The sequence below is a fragment of the Ornithinimicrobium murale genome (assembly GCF_003352835.1).
Classification (GTDB): Bacteria; Actinomycetota; Actinomycetes; order Actinomycetales; family Dermatophilaceae; genus Ornithinicoccus; species Ornithinicoccus muralis.
In genome coordinates, this window is sequence record NZ_QLVD01000026.1 from 1 (window position 1) to 14037 (window position 14037).

Genomic DNA, 14037 nt, shown 5'->3' on the forward strand with positions numbered 1-14037 from the left:
CCAGTGGAAAAGCCGGGCAGACCGGCAGTTCACGCGCGCCCTCACGACCCTCGCCCCGTCACAGACCTGACCCCGTCCTACAGCGGCCCATCCACCTGCCCATCGGTGGATCGAGGCTAAGGCGGCCGCGCGCTCGGCCGGGCTCAACGTCGCCAGTGTCTGCTGCGCCTGCCGGATCTCACGCAGTCGGCGCAGACAGCCGTCAAGCTGCGCCCAGGCCTCGTCCTGGCTGCTGGCGATCTCCAGCAGCCGGCCGATCTGTGCCGGGCTGCGCGGTGCGTTCTGGTCTGTCACGACCTCCCTAAGCCACGCCCGGGGCCCTTCACGACCGGACCGGCTGGCCACACTCCTGCTGAGGGTGTCCATCAACCCGCCCTGTCCAGGTTCCGGACGGATGCTGCCAGCACTTGCAGCGTGCGGGTTCCTTGCCGCTTGACCTTGCCCCCGGGCACCCCCAGGGTCTCCCCGACCGTGTCGACGACCTTGCTGGCTGTCAGGCCGGCGTACTGGCTGGGCCGCGCCCCGACCTCGTCGGCCACCTCCGCCAAAAGCAGCACGAGATCCCGGTCTGCCTCGGCGATCAGGTGCTCGGCACAGGCCCGGTCCAGAATCCTGCTCAGGTAGTTCCGGCGCTCACCAGAATCGTCTTCGACACCGCCGTGGTGGTCCCACACCTGCGTGGCTGGATCGACGGGCACCGTGTGCGCCCACGTGCGATCCTCACGGCCGACCTGGGAGCGGACCATCAGCTCGCGCAACACCCCTGCCCTGGTGTCGCACTTGATGTTGGCGGCGACCTTTCGACGCCGGCGCCAGGAGAAGGTCCGCACCTCTACCCACAGCTGCGCTGCCACGAGTTCATCGCTACGCGTCGTCATCCGGTGCAGCCCGGCCGCTACCCGGGTGGCTGCCGGCAGCAGCGTCCACGCCAGCACCGCGGCCGCGGCCCGGTCATCACCACCGTCTGTCGCGGCCAGCTCAGCCAACGCGACCAACGGTTCGTCCGAGACCGCTGGGCGCTGGCACCGTGCCCACGCCCGGAACTCTTCGGGGCCGCGTACTACGCCCAGTACGGGGTGGCTCCTAGCCCAGCTTTCCCACTTGTCCCGTGCCTCGTCCAGCAGACCGGACTGGGCAAGCCCTAATGCGCTCTCCACGCTCATCGCAGGATCCCTTCGTTCGCCGTGTATGACACGGCTTGAAGGTGCCCTGCTGGTGTTACCGGTCCCGTTCCCCTCACTGCCCGAAATCAGGGGGGAACGGCAGAGGGAACGTCGCAAACCCGCAGGTCAACGTGCGTTCCCCAGAAAGGTTCAGCTTCTCGCCCCGAATGGGTTGCGCTTGCGCTCGATCACCTTCCCTGCCGGGGGCGTGGTCACCTCTGGTGAGGCCCGAGAGACGCACCGGTGAAGCATGAGGCGCGGCGACGAACTTAACCCCTGGGGCCGGTTCACCTTGCTGCCATCAGTGCCACGCCGACGAGGACAAGGAGGGCCAAGGCAGCCACCCCGCCGACCCACCACGTCCATAGGGTCACGCTCAATACCAGGGGGCCAGGCCACCGACGATGGCGTGGTACATGGCTTCTTGGATTCCCATGGGTCCGGCACTTTTCTCTACGGTTAGCTGGCCTTGTTCCAGTTGCGTGTGGCGAGCACGCGCCGGGTGCGTTCGGACAGTTCTTCGGGTGCTCGTCCGTCGTCGGACCGGTTGGTCACCTCCTGATCCAGGATCCGTTGGGCTTCGGCTTCGTTGCCCTCGGCCTCGGCGACGGCGGCCAGGTCCAGCCGTGGGATCTCTGCGTCTGGGGCGGCCAGCGCTGCGCATTCGGCTGCGGCTCGGGCGGTGCGCAGTTCGCCGGTGTGCAGGCCCCACGTGGTGACGGTGTGTGCGACGTCGACGACCGCGTTCGTCATGTGGTGGTCGAGTCGGTCGCCTTCGTACAACCAGTTCCACCCGCCTTCACGGACCGAGTCGAATGGTGTCCCGGTGACCAGGTCCAGGGCGGCGCGTAGGTCCGCGATCCCGGACTCTCCCCCACGGGCTGCTGCCCGGACCCGCAGGCGCCTGAAAAGCTCGGTGTCGACCAGGACTCCAAGCGCTTGATAGACGCCCATGCCGCGCTGTTTGCCCTGGGGGGACTTGATCGCGTCCGGGATGTGCTTCTCGCCGGTGCGCGGGTCCAGCCCGAGCCACTCCCGCAGGGTGTGAATGTCCACACGAGCCCGTTCCCGCTTGACGTTGAATGCCTCGGCCAGTTGCGCCGACGTGGAGCCGTGGGGTCGTAGCAACAGGTAGGCCAGCATCTCGGTGTAGTACGGCACCCGGTTCATGGCCGCTCGCGCGTCGCCGTTGGTGCGTGCTTTCACGGGGCCAAGCAGAGTCAGCCGCGGAAGCGGGCACTCTGGTGCGTGCCAGGCGGCCAGGTCCTCATCCAGTGTGGGGTCGGCCTGCAGAACGTCGTGAGCTACGTCGGCCGGGACCTGGGGCGAGAGGGTGGCGAGGTCCTGCTCGGTTGTCGCGCCGTGCTGCAGGTAGTCCTCGTCCCGGTCGTCCAGCAGGGTGCTGGTGTCCGGCTCAGTGTCCGCCTCGCGCGGGACGGTGTTCTCTGGGCGTAGTCCCCCTGCTGCGTCTGCGTAGGCCGCCCACCCGTCGGTCGCGTCCTCATCGTGGGGCACGACCGTGTCTTGCAGGTTCTCGCTCTGCGCGAGGAGCGCGGCGCACCCTGCTGCCTCATCACTGGTCAACCCGACCGCCACCAGGTCCAGGCCGGCGGCTGCGATCCGCAGCCGCCCGTGGCCGGTCAGTTCGATCTGCAGACCGGAGGCTTCCGGGCCGGCAGCTCTCGGTGCCGTCATCACCACCGCTGTGCTCGTGTACCCCCGGTGGTCGCTCAGGATCTTCACCAGCTCGTCCAGGTCCGAGTTCGGCCCGGTGGCACCCAGGAGCACGACCCTGGCGGGCCAGAGGTCATCACCGACCTGGCCTGCTCGTGCGGCGACATCGGAGTCGACCTGAAGCTCGGCCGCCCGGTCCACGAGGTTGACCGCCTCGCTCAAGGCGTCGGCCACGGCCTGACCCTCAGGCTCGTGGTAGCGGATCTGCGTGCGGTTCATCGGCTCGAGCTCGGAGGCGACACCGACGCAGTCCACCGTCACATCACGTCCCCACGGGGTGCTGGGTGCTTGGGCGGCCAGGAACCGGACGAAGTCTGCGGTGAACGTCTCATCACCGGTGAGGGTCACGACGTGGGCCGCTTCGAAGTTCAGCAACCACACTTCCCCGTTCTCGCCCTCCCCGATCGGCAGGACCAACGGGTAGGGGGCTTGGGCGCTGGGGTCCAGCGGGCCGGCTTCGGTCAGGGGCGCGGTGCTGGGGTAGCACCATCGCATCTTCTCGTTGTCGCCTTCCCAGGGGCCGGGTAGGTCGCACGGAGCGTCCAGGTGCGCGACCACTCCCTCGCTGGCCAGTTCTACCGCAAGGATCTCCGGGAGCCGGTGCCCTTCGCGAGCTGCTCCGGTGGCGAGCCGTCGCAACACCTCATCGAGCATCTCCACGGTCACGGCCGCTCGAGGCCCGACCGAGACGATCGTCCTCTCGACGGGGCCGAGTTCGCTCGCTGGGGCGGCGATCGCCCGTCCCGGCCGACGTGCCCGGAACTGGGCTGCTCGGCGGTGTCGCAGCGCTGCCCACAGTCCGGCCGCGAGGATCCCTCCGGCGCCCGCGAGGCCGGTCAGTAACCACGGGGCAGATTCCCCAGCGTCCTGGGATGAGTCTGCGCCGCTCTCAGGCTGGGAGATGTCCGTGAGCGCTGCGGCGACCTCGGGGTCACCCTGTTCCTGACCCTCCGGGGCCGGTTCTCCGAGGTCCTCCCCGTGGCCCAGCGTCTCCCGAGCCGTGGCGGTGATCGGGCCGGTGGTCTTCTGGTCGGCCGGAGCAGAATCGGTCACCGGCGGTGACGGTGGCGCTTCCTCCTCGACGATCTGTGCCGGTTTGGGTTCGGCACTCTGGCCCGGATCGCCGTCTTCCGTGTGCGCCGCACCGGTGGGCACGGCCAATGTCCATCCAACGTCGATCACGTCAGGGTCGGTGAGCCGGGCACCCCCGGGTTGGGTAATCCCTGCCGAGGCTTGCGCTATCTCCCGATACCGGGCGGGGTCGCCCAGGTGGTCCGCCGCGATCTGGGTCAGGGTGTCTCCCGGTTGCACGATGTACTGGTCGTGACCTTCCGGGACGCTCGGCGGGGCCTCCGCAGGCTGCTGGACCGGGACGCTCAGCACCCACCCTGGCTGAAGGAAGTCAGGCTGGTCAATCAGGTGGGTGTTAGCGGCGGCTATCTTCGGGTACTCCCCGCCCGCGCCCAGATACTGTTCGGCCAGCGACCAGAGGGTGTCCCCCGGTCGCACGGTGTGTTCCACCCCGCTGCGCGTCTCTTCCTGCTGCTCCTGCCGGCCGTCCTGCTCACTGTTCTCGGGTGCTGGTGTTTCGACGGGTGCGCTCACCGCGACCGGGGCAGTGACCGTCATCTCGTGCACAGGAATGGTTTGTGCGCCTCCGGTGGCGTTCGCGGCGACCGGTGCTGTGACGAACAGCAGGGCCGCGGTCCCTACCAGTTTCCGGGCGGCTCCTTGGGGCAGCTGCAGACCGGGCAGCCGGGGCGCTCTGATCCCACGGGCTTTAGCCGCGAGCTCGATCAGGATGGCCACGGCGAGGAAGGCCCAGGCAGCCCAGGCTGCCAGCACGAACAGGCTCAGGAGCAGCGACCCGTCATCTGGCCGGGTCAATCGGCCCCAGAGTTCCCCGAGGGACGGTGCCTGGCTCATGGAGGGGGTGGCGCCGATGTTGACCAGCAGCACCGGCACCCCGGCGATCAGTCCGATGATCACCACGGTGGCGACCAGGCCGATCAGACGCTGCGCAAGGTTTCTCACTGCTCACTCCCGTCGACGGCCCGGACCACCCGGGACGTGCCTTCACCGGTCACTGTCACCGAGTCGACCCCGATAAGACCGAGCACTTTCGTTGAGTAGCTGTCCGTCGCGGTGACCACGATCGTCGTACCCGACTGGAGACTGACCGTGCCGGAGACGCCCGCGGTCGCCAGGTACTGTTCCCCAGCAGACATCGCCCGTGCACTGTTGGTGCTCACTCCCAGCCCGTGCGCGGCGGCCGTGTTCTCCAGTTCCTGCCCAGCCGCTCGAGCGGCCTCATTGGCCACCGTCTCTGCTCGGTGCCGAGCCTGATCGGCCCCGACCATGTCGACCACCAACCCGAACATCAGCATGACCCCGAAAGTCGTGACTGCCAGCCATGCGCTGATGGACCCACGCTCACGGGCCTGCAGGAGTTGTCTCATCACCCTCGCCCCCGGTGACTGTCCAGTGGACTGGTGGTGGTGGCGCTCAGCGTCCTGACTCCCGACCCGGGTGGCAACCACAGGCCTGAACCATCCACCGTGCAGGTCACGGTGACCTGCACGGTTCCTGGTGTTCCGACCGGAGCGGCGAATGCCGAGGTGTCCACCGTGACCTCCTGGCTGATGCATCCCAGCCCCTCCTCCTCCAATGTTGAGTAGGCGGCTGACTGGGCAGCTGCTCGTGCCGTCCCGGCGTCTCTGGCGATGGATGCCGCTCGGGCCGCCTCGTCGGCTGCGGACTGCACCCCTTCGTCGGCGAAACTGACCCAGCCGCCGAAGATCACGAGTGCGAGCAAGGCCAGGAAGGCGGGGACGGTGATCGCCAGTTCGGTGGTCATCGACCCCCGCTCCTGCGCACCGGGTTGCCGGCTCATCCGGTCACTCGTTCCACTGGCCGCGACGCGGACTGGGTGATGGAAGGGTTCAGGAACGGCAACAGGCTCACGCACTCCCCGGTGACTGTGACGGTCGCCTCCACCCCCGTGCGGGCACCTGAAACTGACTGGCCTTTCAGCAGGTCAGTGCTCGAGGCCCGCACGGTTGCCGCTGCGATCCCGTCCGCCACGGACGCATCCTCCCCTGCCGCCACTCGGGCACCCTCCTGGGCGGCGCTCAGAGCAACAGACCGGGCGTAATAGTAGACGCCCGCTTGCATCGTCCCGAAGAACAAGGTGATCACCACGGCGAGGATCATCGATGCCTCTACCGCTGCCGTACCCCGATCGCTCAGCCGGAGCCAGCCGCGGAAGCGGGCGGCCCGCTCCGCGCTGGACACCTTGGACCAGGGCACCATCACCGACGCCCTCTTTACTGGGGTAGCTTGTCGAGCTCGTTGTTGACGAGGCTGGTGACCACGCCCACGACCAGGATCGCCAGGCCGACGACGCCGGCCAGGATCAGCGCCCACTCCGCGACGCCGTACCCGGCCTCCTTGGCCTGGCCGCTGAGTGTCCGCTTCACACCCCAGTAGTAGTTGTACAGAGCCTGCATGGTTCCTTCTCCTCCATGTGATTGCTTATTCCAGTTGTTCTTCTTGCACGTCGGTTGTCTTGGGTTCCCTAAGGTCGGGACATGGCCTCTCAGTCCTCTACCCCCTCCCCAGCAGCCGCAACAGCATCGGGGTGATGAGCATGACTGCGAACAGCAGCCCGAGGAACGTCATCGGGACGACCATCTGCTGGTTGATCGCATTCCCCTCGTCCTTCTCCTGCGCCAACATGGCTTTGCGCATGGCGACGCTGCGGGACAGCAGGTGCTCGTAGATCTGTGCTCCGCTCTCGCCGCCACCCAGTTGCATGATGTCGGCCAGCTCACCCAGCTCCGGCAGCCGCAACTCCAGGCCCAGGTCCCGCAACCCGTCCCACGCGGCCTCACCAGCCAGGTCAGAACGCAGCAGGTCCTCGGCCAGTCGCCGGAACACCCAGGAGTCGCCGACCTGCGCGGCCTTCTCCAGCGCAGCCCGCGGGCCTAGTGAGGAGTTGCGTTCCAGTGCCACCAGGTCCAGGTAGGCGACCAGGGCACGGGAGAACTCCGCACGGGCCCTCTTGGCACGTCGACGAATCTGCTGATCCGGCAGCAAGAACCCCGCGGCCGCCAATGCCACGCTGCCCAGCGCCGGCAGCGCCACGGACGGCGCGTGTCCCTGCACCACGGTCAGCAGGAGGACAGCTAACGGTGGTGTGGCCAGCCCGATGACAGCTCCGACGATCTTCTCGCCCAGGAACCGTGCCCGGGTGACGCCCAGGATCGCCAGATCCTCATTCGGTGGGGCACCGACCCACACCTGACTGGGCAACCTGCCCTCGGCCCACACCCCCAGCCGCTCCTGCCGTCCTGTGTGCCTGACCACCTGGGCGGCTCTGCGCCTGCGGATCCGCTCGGGGGACAGCCGCTCCAGCGTCTCCGCCAAATCAGGGTCAGCTGGCGCCAGTCGCCATACCAGCAGCGCCAGACCCACGCCGACAAGGGCGCCAGCCATCATGGCCACCTGCAGCGCGCTCACGAGACCAGCCCCCGGGCACCGGCACTCTCACTGCGGTACTTCGCCGCCACCGATGGCCCCACGAACCGTGGCAGGGGCTTCTCTACCGCGATCTGGCGCAACCACAGCAGCAAACCCAGGTAGGCGGCGATCAGCACACCCGCAAGCATCTGCCCGAGGAGAGTGTTGGTGTAGGGCTCGACATAGTCGCCACGAAACGCGAGGAAGGTGAGGAACCCAGCCGTGATCACCGTCACCTGCCGGCTCGTCCGTCGTGGCTTGCGTCGCTCGGTCTCGATGTCTTGCCGTGCGCTGACCTCCAGGGCCACAGCTTCAGCGAGGTTATCCAGCACGTCCCGCAGCCCCCCGGAGCGCCGGTCCGCCGCCAGCAGCAACGACGCGGCGATCCGGTCGCCGGTGACGTCATCGAGATCATCGGCGAGAAGTCGAAGTGCTGGTTCGGTGTGCCACCCCGACCGCAACCGTGCGGACAGTTGGGACACCGGGGCACGGATCGCGGCGGGTGCGTTCACTGCCGTCAGGTGGATGGCCTGCTCCAGTCCCACCCCAGCGGTGAGCACCCCTGCCAGGCTGCGAGTCCACTCGGCCATTCCGTCCAGCTTGGCGATGACCTTCCCCGCCGCAGGAGGGGTCAACAGGTGCGTCACGACCACCGCGATAGCCGGTACCGCAGCCACGGCGATCACCCACCCCGTGGTGAAGGCGATCACCGCGCCGATCACGCCACCGACGAGGCCAATGAGTTTGATCCGTGAACTGGTTCGTGCCAGAACGGACCCGCTCGGCTTGGCTCTACGCGGCCGGGCTGGCCCAGGGTCGGCCGGCCGCATCCCCACGATGATGCCTATCACCCCGGTCACGATGAGCGCCCCGCAGAGAGCAGCGGCCGCCACCTGGCTCACTGGGACACTCCTGCCCGGCCGATCGTTCCGCGCTCTGCCACGTAGGCGTCAACGTCGAACCCGTGGTCGACCAGGTCCTGACGCAGCTCCTCGGGCATGGTCTCGGGCACGCAGCGCCCGTCCGGGCCTGGCACGAAGACCGGCGTCAGTGCGTAGCCGGTTGAGTCCTCCCCGGGCTGCACTGCCTGAATCTCGCTGACCCAACGGGTCACCTTCCGCGTCCCGCCGTCGCCCACCGGGACGATCTTTCGCTTGAGCTGCACGATCACATCGACGGCCAGGGCAAGCTTCTCGATTGCCACCGACTTCTCGATGCCGACCTCTCCCGCGCAGGTCGCCAACTTGTGCAGGGTCGCCTCGGCGTTCTTGGAGTGGGTCGTGCATAGGGAACCGGACCCGTTCTCCATCGCCTTGATCATGGCCCAGATCTCCGGGCCGCCGACCTCCCCCACGATCTGCCGGTCCAGGTTGAACCGGCGCGAGTCCATCAGTCCCTGCGCCACGGTGTACTGCCCCGCCGGGCGACCGTCGGTCCCCTTCTCCTCCGAACCCGGGCGTTCCTCCCACTCGTGGACAATCCGCTCCCCGGCGAAGACCTCTTTGAGGTGCAGCTCGAACTCTGTCTCGAATGTTCCCAGCTTCTCCCACGGCGGGATCTCGCGGCACAGGCACCGCATCATCACGGTCTTACCGGAGTTCTGCGGACCCGAGACCACGATGCTCAACCCCGCGTTGATCGCCGCGCTCAGGAAACTCGCCGCCACTGGGGACAACATCTCCTTGGCAACCAGGTCATCCAAAGTGGCCTTCATCAGGGTGTGCCGTCGGATCACCACGGCCGGGGTCGAGGTCACCCAGGCGGCAGCCGCCAGACGAGACCCGTCGGGCAGTCGCTGGTGCAGCACCGGACGCGCGAAGGAGAACGACCGCGGGTTGGCCGACCGTGTCGCCACGAACGCGAGGAACTCCACCAGCTCTTCGTTACTCTCAGCGACCCTCGGCCCCCGCTCCAGGGTGCCATCCACATACTCAATCCACACCTGGTCATACCCACAGATCATGATGTTCTCAATGCGCGAGTCATCAACCAGTGGCTGCAACCGCCCTAACCGGAACAGTGCGTTGAACGTGGCCTCGGCCAACGCCCGCTGCTCGCGCACCGAGAACACCGTCCGTCCCGCGGTCAGGTCGTCCTCGGACCGTTCCTGCAGCAACTCCTCGATGACGGCCCGGCCCTGTTCCTCCCGTGCCGCATCGTCCAGGTCAATCCGCCCGTCACTGTCGCCCAGCGCTCGGCCCAGCCGCTCGGCCGCCTGCTTGCGCAGTGCGGCCACCACCACCCAGTCGAGGCCCGCGCCGTGGTCCGCGGTGAAGGCCGACCCCTCTGGAAGCTTGTTGTCGGGTTCTGTGGGCTCCGGCACGACATGGATCGGACGCTCCTGTGGGCTCTCCTTGTTCTGGTGCCCGTTCAGGGAGAACGAGGAACGCACCCGCCCGGCCGGTTCCTGCGGTTCGTCGTCATCGGCGAAGAACGGCAGGTCCGCGGGGTCAATGCTGGGTTCACTCACTGGACTGCCGCCTTCCGTGTGGCCGCTTCCTGCGCGGCGCTCTCGGTCTCTGCCTGCAAAACTGCCAGGATCGCTGTGTTCGCCGCGCGCAGGCTCCGAGCCAGCGGACTGGAGTTGAACTTCTTGGACGCCGGCTCTCCCCGGGACAACACCCCAGCTGCGACCCGGTCCCACCGGACCGTGCTCACCACCGGTGCCCCGAGTACCTTGGCGACCGTCCCCGCGTCATAGCAGCGGCCTTCTGGCGCCGACCGTTTCTGCTGCACAACTCCCTGTTTCTCCCCGATGAGGAGCAGTCCGAAATGCGCCGTGACTTCTTTCATTGACCGCACCCGTGAGCGGCCAGCTGACAGGGCCGGCAGGGTTCCGCGGGTAGCCAGCAGCGTCAGGTCAGCCCCATGGACCAGTGGCAGCGGCGAGCCTTCCAGGCCAAGTCGGCCCGCGTCGACAATCACGTCCTGACCGGCCCGCTCCAAGCCGCGCAGCTCCCGAACCAGTGGCTCCCACAACGAGGACACGGAACGGGACTGCTCGTGTGAGCGGACCCCCGGCAGGAAACTCGCGGTGCTGCCCGGGATCGGCATCGAGGCGTGCCCGATCATTCGGGTCAAGTTCTGGTCGCGGTTCGCCACGACCAGGTCGATAACCCCGGAGTCCTGTGGCACGTCCCCTCGGAAGTACCCGGCAAGGACGGCCGATCCCCCGGTGGGGTCGGCTTCGACCAGCAGGCACGGACGCGGCCACGCTAGAGCCAGGCCGAGCGCGGTCGTGGTCACCCCAGGAGACCCGGCAGCAGAGCACAACGTGATGACTGCCACGCCTACTCCTCCCGCGAGTCCAGCACAATGACAACCTCGCCGCGGGCGACCTGCGCGGCCAACGTTGCGGCCGCATCGTGGGGAACCAGCACATCCACGACGGTGACCCCTCCGATATCTGGTGCGGGGTACACGTCCAGCACCTCCACCTCGATGACGCTCGGTGCGGTGGGAGTCTCTGTCTCCTGCTGGCCGCCCTGGGCCTGCCCGGGCGTGTGCACCACCCGGATGGAGTCTCCCGGCACAAGCGGCTCGGCAGGGAGCAGCGTCGCCGGCAGACTCACCCCCACCACTGACAGACCGGCAGCCGGCGGGACCGTGTCAGCGAACGATCCCTCGGTCACCAGTCCACCGGCAACCAGGTCGTGCTGCGCCCGCTTGCCGACAACCTCGTCAACCTGGGCCACCGGGATGGCACTCAGCGCAGGGTCCAGACTCATTTGGACTCCCACCAGGTCCTCGCGCTCGATGACCTGCCCGCGTGCCACGTCCGACTGGACACCGATCACGGCCACTGCGTCCGAGGATGAGGTGTACACCCAGGCCCCCAAGGCTGCGCCCAACGCGATCAGCAGCGCGGCCGCGGCAATGACCATCGGGCGGCGCTGCCGCTTGGGCGGTGGAGCCAGAACTGGCCCGACCGCCTCCCTGTCCTCCCCTCCGCCATCCCCAGAATCCTTGGCTGCAGCCTTACGTGCCCATGGCCTCACCTTCTGATCCGTGCTTGTGACGCTCATGGCCCCACCTCTCCGGCACTCATTGGTTGATCACCTGTGCTTCTCCCATCACGATCTGGTGGCTCTGGGCGAGGTCGAGCTCGATCGTTCCTGACTGCCCCATCCCGGCCCACTCCACAACCCAGTACGAGGAGGCGGTGAGGACGTAGTACCCGTCCTCCTGATAGACGTAGCCACACTCAGGTGAGGGGTCTTTCCCGTAGGAATCCTGATACGGGATCCCCGGCGTCGTGCAGGTCACGACCTCGCCGTTGCCCATGTCCCATTCGATCCGGTCGACCTGCGCCGTGGCGGTCACCGAGTACGGGCCCGCCGCGGCGGTCCGCGTGATCGGACCCCACGTCGACGGCCCCTCATCGGCCACCCAGAAATACTGCGGGTACCCGATGATCCCGATGCACGGGTCAGCCTGCGGACAGTTCTCCGAGGTGTACGGGGTAGACCCGATCTGGATGGCCCGCAGGTTCATCGCAGCGATCGCATCTTCAGCCAGTTCGGCGGGGTCTGGTGGTGACCCCCACGGCGGAATCGGTGACCACCGTCGCACGACGTCATCGGGGAACGGGTCGGTCAGCGTGATTCCACGAGCGCAGTCATAGATCGCACCCTCAGTGGTCCCAGCGGGCCACACATCGTCGGAGTACGGCGGCTGCGGCGCTGCGAGTTGGGTGTGGCAGGCCCACTCATAGGACCAGTACCAGTCACCAACCACACACGTGACTTCACGGTCCAAGAGTGGATCCCAGCACATGACCGGTCCCGGATCGCCCGGATCACGTGGCCCCCCACCACCAGGTGGCGCGTATTCTGGCGGTGGCGGTTGCACGTAGATCAAACACTGTCCCGTCCTGATGTCACGGACTTCGCACTCGGCAGGTTCCGCACCGGCTGGGACACTCCCCAGGATCCCCACCCCGAGCACCGCCAAGGTGAGCGTGACCAGCAGGCTCATCACCCGTCGCACGGTTCATCCCGGTTCACGTCTTCGACCAAGACCCACCCGTGCTCGGCGTTCTCGTCGCGCTCCAGCAGGAAGTCGACCAGGGACTCCGAAGGTCGATCGCTTGTCACGATCGACTCGCCGCTCTCGTCGACCACATCGACACCCGAAACATCCGAGCACACGGTCAACTCGATCTGGTCCTCGCGGTGAGTCACCTCCAGCACCTCCAGGTCCACGCCACCCCGTTGGGTCCATCCCTGCTCCCGATAGAACATGAACTGGGTGATCCACTGCTCGCGGGCAGTGCCTATCGCAACGGCGTTGATGGCCTCGATGTCTGCCTCATCCTGTGCCACGGCGTCGAGCACCCGGTGGTAGTGCTCGAGCGCGGCGGTGGCGTCCGCCTCGTCCTGTTCCTCCGCCGAAAGCGTGGGCGGTGCGCTGGTCTCGGTGACATCGTCCACAGGCGGTGTGGTCGTCTCGACCGCGTCCGCCGTGGTCACCGTCGACTCGTCCTGCGAGACGGACGGCAGCATGGGATCAACTTCGTTCTCGTTGCAGGCGGCAGTGGCGAGCACCAGGGCAGCCGCGCAGGCGGCTGTGGCGATACGGCGAGTCAAGGTCGTCATCATTGCGGCAGGTCTCCTATGCCTTGTCTTCACACCTAAGGGGTCGACGCGATGCTTCACATGCAAGGACAGCGAGAAGCGAGCCAAGAGCACTAGTGGTACTGACTTGCACCACTGCCTCGAGCAACTGTGAATCCACCCCAGGCCCTCTCAGTTCATCGTGTGGCCCCTACCGGTCTGCGAGCCATCCAGCTACTCAATAGGAGCACAAATGCGTAGAATGCGGAACCCCTCGCGCGCATTGCCTGTGGATAACTCGGCCATCCTCGCTTTTGGCGTGGCTCCAAGCGCAGCTTCGAGTTGCGGCAGCCACAGACAGTCGGGGCCGGCGTTCAAACGGGCGTCACCAGCAGGCAGATGAGTGCAAGCCGGAAGGACACCGGAGGGCAGTACCTGCCCTCAAATTGGCCGATCACCACGTCGTTGCCGTGCTAGCTCGACCGCCTGACGAACATCATCAACATCCAACTCCAACGCAGATGCTACGAGTGCCAGCGTGCTATCCCGAGGTGCCCGCTTCAGTTTGCCAGCCTCCCACGCGACATAGGTAGCCCTTCCCACCTGCGCCCGCTCTGCAACCTCCCGAGCACTCAATCCACGACTAGTCCGGAGCCAGCGCAGTTCGCCTACACCCGTCGTGCCCAACAGCGCGCCGACGTCCGTTCCAAGTTCCCGGGCAAGACGATGCACATACTCTGCGCGCGGGACCGCCGTCCCCAGTTCCCATTTGGATATGCGCTCCCCTCCAGCTACGCCAACGCGGCGTGCGAGCTCATGCTGAGTCAAACCCGCCCGCAGACGAGCGCGGCGGAGAGCCGCCGGATCTGGAGACGTTTGCGTCACGCACATGACCATACCGACCAAGCCAGTGACCAAAGGTCATACGCGGTATGACGTACCTCCGCAACGACCTACCCGCGGCGAGATGAGTGCGTGTCCCAAAGGGCGCTGACTAGCGTCGTGGTCAGGGCAGGTCGGGGTCAGGGTGGTCCTGTCGGTACTGATCGGCGGCGTGTTCGGCG

15 protein-coding genes are annotated in these 14037 nt (G+C 67.1%); all 15 read right to left on the reverse strand.

Annotation, left to right across the window (positions count from 1 at the left end; translation table 11 throughout):
- The coding region (locus DPQ65_RS16170) for a hypothetical protein (RefSeq protein WP_238146835.1) at positions 1-294 on the reverse strand (294 nt) is incomplete at its 3' end.
- A 71-nt stretch (positions 295-365) separates the two neighbouring features.
- Positions 366-1163: a hypothetical protein gene (locus DPQ65_RS12380; protein ID WP_162802197.1), complete on the reverse strand. Its 798-nt coding sequence runs from the start codon at positions 1161-1163 to the stop codon at positions 366-368.
- 459 nt (positions 1164-1622) lie between these two features.
- A complete protein-coding gene (locus DPQ65_RS12385; RefSeq protein WP_114907669.1) occupies positions 1623-4931 on the reverse strand; it encodes a LysM peptidoglycan-binding domain-containing protein in 3309 nt (1102 codons plus the stop codon).
- The gene (locus tag DPQ65_RS12390) at positions 4928-5356 is read right to left on the reverse strand and encodes a pilus assembly protein TadG-related protein (protein WP_114907670.1); all 429 of its coding nucleotides are present in this window, start codon (positions 5354-5356) and stop codon (positions 4928-4930) included. The genes DPQ65_RS12385 and DPQ65_RS12390 overlap by 4 nt, the downstream gene beginning before the upstream one ends.
- Entirely contained in the window at positions 5356-5790 is a 435-nt protein-coding gene (locus tag DPQ65_RS12395) for a TadE/TadG family type IV pilus assembly protein (RefSeq protein WP_114907671.1), read from the reverse strand. The genes DPQ65_RS12390 and DPQ65_RS12395 overlap by 1 nt, the downstream gene beginning before the upstream one ends.
- Positions 5787-6209, reverse strand: coding sequence for a TadE family protein (locus DPQ65_RS12400; RefSeq protein ID WP_114907778.1), 423 nt, complete (start codon positions 6207-6209; stop codon positions 5787-5789). The genes DPQ65_RS12395 and DPQ65_RS12400 overlap by 4 nt, the downstream gene beginning before the upstream one ends.
- Positions 6210-6223: 14 nt before the next feature.
- Entirely contained in the window at positions 6224-6406 is a 183-nt protein-coding gene (locus DPQ65_RS12405) for a hypothetical protein (protein WP_114907672.1), read from the reverse strand.
- Positions 6407-6503: 97 nt separating this feature from the next.
- Positions 6504-7418 (reverse strand): hypothetical protein, encoded by a 915-nt coding sequence (locus tag DPQ65_RS12410; protein ID WP_238146836.1) that lies wholly within the window; start codon positions 7416-7418, stop codon positions 6504-6506.
- A complete protein-coding gene (locus DPQ65_RS12415; RefSeq protein WP_238146837.1) occupies positions 7415-8320 on the reverse strand; it encodes a type II secretion system F family protein in 906 nt (301 codons plus the stop codon). The genes DPQ65_RS12410 and DPQ65_RS12415 overlap by 4 nt, the downstream gene beginning before the upstream one ends.
- Positions 8317-9888: a TadA family conjugal transfer-associated ATPase gene (locus tag DPQ65_RS12420; protein ID WP_114907673.1), complete on the reverse strand. Its 1572-nt coding sequence runs from the start codon at positions 9886-9888 to the stop codon at positions 8317-8319. The genes DPQ65_RS12415 and DPQ65_RS12420 overlap by 4 nt, the downstream gene beginning before the upstream one ends.
- On the reverse strand, positions 9885-10706 hold the full coding sequence (locus DPQ65_RS12425; RefSeq protein ID WP_114907674.1) for a CpaE/TadZ family protein: 822 nt from the start codon (positions 10704-10706) through the stop codon (positions 9885-9887). Before DPQ65_RS12425 ends, DPQ65_RS12420 begins: the two co-directional genes overlap by 4 nt.
- Positions 10707-10708: 2 nt before the next feature.
- Positions 10709-11443: an SAF domain-containing protein gene (locus tag DPQ65_RS12430; protein ID WP_238146838.1), complete on the reverse strand. Its 735-nt coding sequence runs from the start codon at positions 11441-11443 to the stop codon at positions 10709-10711.
- 19 nt (positions 11444-11462) lie between these two features.
- A complete protein-coding gene (locus DPQ65_RS12435) occupies positions 11463-12155 on the reverse strand; it encodes a hypothetical protein (protein WP_114907675.1) in 693 nt (230 codons plus the stop codon).
- A gap of 239 nt (positions 12156-12394) precedes the next feature.
- On the reverse strand, positions 12395-13018 hold the full coding sequence (locus DPQ65_RS12440; RefSeq protein ID WP_114907676.1) for a hypothetical protein: 624 nt from the start codon (positions 13016-13018) through the stop codon (positions 12395-12397).
- Positions 13019-13414: 396 nt separating this feature from the next.
- The gene (locus tag DPQ65_RS12445; RefSeq protein ID WP_114907677.1) at positions 13415-13870 is read right to left on the reverse strand and encodes a helix-turn-helix domain-containing protein; all 456 of its coding nucleotides are present in this window, start codon (positions 13868-13870) and stop codon (positions 13415-13417) included.
- Positions 13871-14037: the final 167 nt, after the last annotated feature.

Excerpts from the sequence above, each read along its gene's own strand:
- DPQ65_RS12445 (WP_114907677.1), bottom strand. The coding sequence starts at position 13,870 with ATGGTCATGTGCGTGACGCAAACGTCTCCAGATCCGGCGGCTCTCCGC.
- DPQ65_RS12440 (WP_114907676.1), bottom strand. The coding sequence starts at position 13,018 with ATGATGACGACCTTGACTCGCCGTATCGCCACAGCCGCCTGCGCGGCT.
- DPQ65_RS12405 (WP_114907672.1), bottom strand. The coding sequence starts at position 6,406 with ATGCAGGCTCTGTACAACTACTACTGGGGTGTGAAGCGGACACTCAGC.
- DPQ65_RS12395 (WP_114907671.1), bottom strand. The coding sequence starts at position 5,790 with ATGAGCCGGCAACCCGGTGCGCAGGAGCGGGGGTCGATGACCACCGAA.
- DPQ65_RS12380 (WP_162802197.1), bottom strand. The coding sequence starts at position 1,163 with ATGAGCGTGGAGAGCGCATTAGGGCTTGCCCAGTCCGGTCTGCTGGAC.
- DPQ65_RS12390 (WP_114907670.1), bottom strand. The coding sequence starts at position 5,356 with ATGAGACAACTCCTGCAGGCCCGTGAGCGTGGGTCCATCAGCGCATGG.
- DPQ65_RS12430 (WP_238146838.1), bottom strand. The coding sequence starts at position 11,443 with ATGAGCGTCACAAGCACGGATCAGAAGGTGAGGCCATGGGCACGTAAG.
- DPQ65_RS12400 (WP_114907778.1), bottom strand. The coding sequence starts at position 6,209 with ATGGTGCCCTGGTCCAAGGTGTCCAGCGCGGAGCGGGCCGCCCGCTTC.